This window comes from Burkholderia sp. HAN2018, assembly GCF_024704855.1.
GTDB lineage: Bacteria > Pseudomonadota > Gammaproteobacteria > Burkholderiales > Burkholderiaceae > Burkholderia > Burkholderia cepacia.
The window spans coordinates 1-4,677 of sequence record NZ_QOBB01000359.1 but is presented as its reverse complement, the minus strand read 5'-3'; the positions used below and the strand labels follow the sequence as shown (position 1 = coordinate 4,677).

General features: G+C 71.2%; 5 protein-coding genes. All 5 read right to left on the bottom strand.

Annotated features, from left to right (window positions below; genetic code table 11):
- Positions 1-870, bottom strand: an 870-nt coding sequence (locus DPV74_RS39150; RefSeq protein ID WP_119339139.1) for a VanZ family protein, incomplete at its 3' end; no start/stop codon positions are given.
- A gap of 19 nt (positions 871-889) precedes the next feature.
- Positions 890-1,513, bottom strand: coding sequence for an ABC-type transport auxiliary lipoprotein family protein (locus DPV74_RS39145; protein WP_060373588.1), 624 nt, complete (start codon positions 1,511-1,513; stop codon positions 890-892).
- 38 nt (positions 1,514-1,551) lie between these two features.
- Positions 1,552-2,481 (bottom strand): MlaD family protein, encoded by a 930-nt coding sequence (locus DPV74_RS39140; protein WP_119339138.1) that lies wholly within the window; start codon positions 2,479-2,481, stop codon positions 1,552-1,554.
- Positions 2,482-2,499: 18 nt separating this feature from the next.
- The gene (locus tag DPV74_RS39135) at positions 2,500-3,414 is read right to left on the bottom strand and encodes an ABC transporter ATP-binding protein (protein WP_119339137.1); all 915 of its coding nucleotides are present in this window, start codon (positions 3,412-3,414) and stop codon (positions 2,500-2,502) included.
- On the bottom strand, positions 3,411-4,535 hold the full coding sequence (locus DPV74_RS39130) for an ABC transporter permease (protein ID WP_027789023.1): 1,125 nt from the start codon (positions 4,533-4,535) through the stop codon (positions 3,411-3,413). The genes DPV74_RS39135 and DPV74_RS39130 overlap by 4 nt, the downstream gene beginning before the upstream one ends.
- Between the last annotated feature and the right edge of the window lie 142 nt (positions 4,536-4,677).

The following is a 4,677-nucleotide window of genomic DNA, read 5'->3' as shown; positions in this document are numbered from 1 at the left end:
GAGCCGCGCGCCGGGCGTCGCCCACACGACGACGAGGCCGGTGGCCGACTGCATGAAGGTCGCGGCCGCCTTCAGCACGAGCGTCGCGGCGACGAGCGCGATCAGCAGCCGGATGCGCGGTGCGCGCGGCCGCATCGCGAGCGACGCGATCGCCAGCGCGGCGAACAGCATCAGGCCGCCGAGCGCGGCCTCCCACCCGGAGTCGGACAGCCAGCCGTCGACGCGCTCGGGCCATTCGCCCACGCGCCACGTGGCCGGCAGCCACGCGAGCAGCGTGTCCTGCATCGACGCGTCGGCACGCTCCCACAGCGCGGCCGGCCAGTCGCCGATGCCGAACAGGAACGGCGACGGGAACAGGATCGCGAACGGCCACAGCCCGGCGAGCAGCAGCGGCGTCGCACCGTCGTCCTCGAACCACGCGAAGCGCAGCCGGCGCAGCGCGCCGCGATCGAGCAGCGCACCGGTGGCCGGCGCGACGAGCGCCGCCCCCAGCAGCGCGCCGAGCGCGTTGGCCGCGAGATCGAGATTCGACGCAACGCGCGCCGGCAGGTAGGTTTGCAGCGCCTCCATCGCGCCCGACAGCAGCACGCCGAGCCCGGCCACGATCAGCGTCGCGGCCACGCCGCGCCAGCGCGGGTGCAGCGCGAGCACGCCGAGCGCGCCGAACGGCAGGTAGCCGAGCACGTTCGTGACGACGTCGAATGCGGTCACGTAGCGCTGCATCGGCGCGAACAGGTAGTCGAACGGCCCGATGCCGAGCGACACCCAGCCTGCGAACGGATACAGCGACGCGTAGACGATGAGCGCCGCGTAAGCGGCAAAGGCCTGCCGCGCGAGCGGCGATGCGCGAGGCGTGCCGGTCGCGCTCATCGCGGCTGCGCGGCACGCGTCACGGCGTGCCCGCGTACGCCTGGACGCCGACCCATGCGGCGATCTGCGACACGAGCTCGTTGCTCGCCGCCGCGAGCGCGCGGGCGCCGCCCGCCGCGTCGGGCGTGCTCGACGGCGCGCGCGCGACGAACGTGCGCTGGCCGAGCACCTTGCCGTCCAGCATCAGCGTCGCGCGCGCGGTGACGGCGCCGTAGCTCTGCGACTGGCCGTCGAACACCTGCTCGAATTCGTTCAGGTCGACCTTGAGGGTCGGCGCGCGCACGCCGTCGGCCCCTTCGAGCACCGTGCCGCGCGACGACAGCGCGCCGCGCAGCCGCTGCGTAAGCAGTTGTGCGGGCGGTGCCGTCCAGCGGCTGTCGCGATAGACGGCCACGTGCTGCGCGTCCACGTACGCGAGGCGGTACGCGAATTTGTCGGAGTCGAGCGCGTCGGGCACGACGACGTCGAGCACCTTCAGCGCGGGGGCCGTGCCCGCGGTCACGACCTGCGTGGCCGGCCCGAGGTCGTAGCGGACATTCGACAGCGCCGCGCTGTTGCCGGCGCAGCCGGCCGCGAGCGTCAGCGTCAGCACGGCAAGCGCGGCCGCGGCCGGACGCAGCGCGCGGTCAAGGATTCGTGGCATGGCGTGTTCCTGCATGATGTTTCCGGTTTCGATGGGTGTCACTGCCCGGCCGTCGCACCCGGCCAGACGAAGCCCGGCTCGCCGGGCCCCGGCGCCGCGCCGGGCGAACCGAACAACAGACTGCGCGGGTTGCGGCCAAGTTCACCGGCCACGTCCTTCAATTGCCGCGACGCATCGCCGACGCTGCCGGCCAGCGCGTTGAAACGCGGCAGCGTGTCGTACTGCACGCGCGCGTTGAGATCGTTCAGCGCGACGCCGACCTGCTCGGCGGCCGTGCCGGCCTTGTTCAGGTTCGACACGAGCGGCCCGTTCGGCTGCAGCAGCGTGTTTGCCGACGCCATCGCGCGGTTCACCTCGTGCATCGTTTCCGGCAGCGCGGTGACCGCCGGGCCGAGCTGCTTCGTCAGCGTGGCGGCACCGTCGGCCGCGTGCTGCAGGCTTTCGGCGGTCACGCGCAACTGCTCGCGCATCTCGGGCGACATCAGCGCATTCGCGCTCTTCGCGGCCAGTTCGAGCTGCCGCAGCAGCACGTCGCCGCGCTCCTGGATCTGGTCGAACAGGCTCGGCCGCATCGGGATCTGCGCGATCGCCTTCGGCGACGACGGCAGCGGCGCCAGGTCGCGGCCCGTGTCCTCGAGCTGCACGAACGCGATCCCCGTCACGCCCTGGAAGCCGAGGCTGCCGTAGGTCGACTGCGTGATCGGCGCGTCGTGGTCGACGAGGATCCGGATCCGGATCTGCCCCGGGTGCGCGCGGTCGAAGCCGATCGACTGCACCTTGCCGACGTCGAGGCCGCGAAAGCGCACGGCCGCGTCCGGGAACAGCCCCGTCACGTTGGTGCGCGCGAGCAGGTCGTACGGCACGCGCACGGTGCGGTCGACGTTGAACCAGAACACGGTGCCCGCGATCGCGAGCGTCAGCGCGATCGTGAACAGGCCGGCCCAGAACGCATGTGATTTGTTTTCCATTCGCGGATTCCTTCGTTCCTACAGCTCGACGCTCGACAGCGCCGGTTCGAGGGCCGCCTTCGGCAGCTTCGCGCGCCGCTCGGGCGGCAGCGCCTGCAATGCGCGGCGCCCGCGCAGCCCCATGAAATACTCGTGGATGAACGGATGGTCGACGTTCGCGGCCTCCTCCACCGGTGCGGCGACCAGCACCTTGCGGTCGGCCAGCACCGCGACGCGCGTCGACAGCGCGACCATCGTGTCGAGATCGTGCGTCACCATCACGACGGTCAGCCCGAGCGTGCGGTGGAGCGTCGCGATCAGCTCGACGAATTCGTCCGACGCCTGCGGATCGAGGCCGGCCGTCGGCTCGTCGAGGAACAGCAGCTCGGGCTCGAGCGCGATCGCGCGCGCGATGCCGACCCGCTTGACCATCCCGCCCGACAGCGCGGCCGGCATCTTCGACGCGTGCTTGCACGGCAGCCCGACCATCTCGAGCTTGAGCATCACGATGTCGTGCAGCAGGTCCGGCGGCACGCGGCCGAGCTCGCGCAGCGGCTGCGCGACGTTGTCGAACACCGTCATCGACGAGAACAGCGCGCCCTGCTGGAACAGCATCCCGGAGCGCGTGCGCATCATCCGCGCGCTCGCGTCGTCGATCGTCGCCGTATCCTCGCCGAACACCTTGATCGTGCCCGACGTCGGCCGCTCGAGGCCGAGGATCTGCCGCACGAGCGTGGTCTTGCCGGAGCCCGAGCCGCCGACGATCGACACGATCTCGCCGCGCCGCACGTCGAAGTCGAGCTTCTGGTGAATGATGTTGCGCCCGTAGCGCTTGGTCAGGTTGCGCACCTCGATCACGAGATCGCCGGGATCGGCCGCCGCGGCCGGCCGCTCGCCGACCGACCCGGCACCGATGGCCGCGGCGTGCGCGGTCGTTTCGTTCGATGCGTTCATCCGAGCCCCACGTTCTGGAACAGGATCGCGAACACCGCGTCGGCGAGGATCACGACCGTGATCGACGTCACGACCGACGTGGTCGTGCCTTCGCCGAGACTCTGCGAGTTCGCCTTGATCCGGAAGCCGAAATGGCAGGCGACCAGCGCGATCAGCATGCCGAACACGACGCCCTTGCCGACCCCGATGTACAGGTTCGCGATCGGCACGACGCCCGGCAGCGAGCGCACGAAATAGTTGACGTCGATCCCGAGCACGAGCTTCGCGGCGAGCGCGCCGCCCGTCAGCGCGATGATGTTGGTCCACATCACGAGCAGCGGCATCGCGACGCCGAGCGCGAGCACGCGCGGCAGGATCAGCCGCAGCCCGTGCGGGATGCCCATCACGCGCATCGCGTCGAGCTCCTCGGTCACGCGCATCACGCCGATCTGCGCGGTGATCGCCGAGCCGGAGCGGCCCGCGACGAGAATGGCCGACAGCACCGGGCCGAGCTCGCGGATCACCGACAGCCCGAGGATGTTCACGATGTAGCGGTTCGCGCCGAACATCTGCAGCTGCTGCGCGGACAGGTAGCTGAGCACGATGCCGATCAGGAACGCGACGAGCGCGGTGATCGGCAGTGCCTGGGCGCCCGCGCTGTAGATGTTCGCGGAGGTCTCCTTCCACGGCATCGTCTGCGGACGGCGCAACACCGACAGCGCATCGAGGATCACGAGGCCGAACAGCGCGATGCCGCCCTGCAGATGCTCGCCGAACCGGAAGATCGCCTGGCCGAGCCGCGTGACGGGATCGACGCGCACGACGCGCTCGGGCGCCTCGCGCTCGCTGTCGAGCCGCTCGATGCGCTCGAAGATCGTGCGCTGCGTGGCGCTCAATGCGACGCCGTCCGGCAGCTTGCGGCCCCACACGCGCCACAGCGCCTGGCCGCCGACGTGGTCGAGCCGCTCGATGCCGGACAGATCCCATTCGCTCACGCGCCCGGACGCGATGCTCGCGACACGGCGCGCCACCGCGCCGCGATTGCGTGCAAGCGAGAGCGCGGTCCACTGGCCGGTCAGGCGCACCGTCTGGCCCTGGCCGCCGGCGTCGACCGACAGGCCGGGAGGAGTCTCGAAGTCCAAGGGCAGGTTGTTTGCAAAAAGGTGACAGCGGCCATTGTAGCGAACCGCCCGGCGCCGCGACGTGAGGATTTCCGTGCGGGCGGCGAGCTCGGGGCGCGCAGCCGGGGGCGGCCGGGCGCCCGCCCCCGCGTGCGCGGGGAAG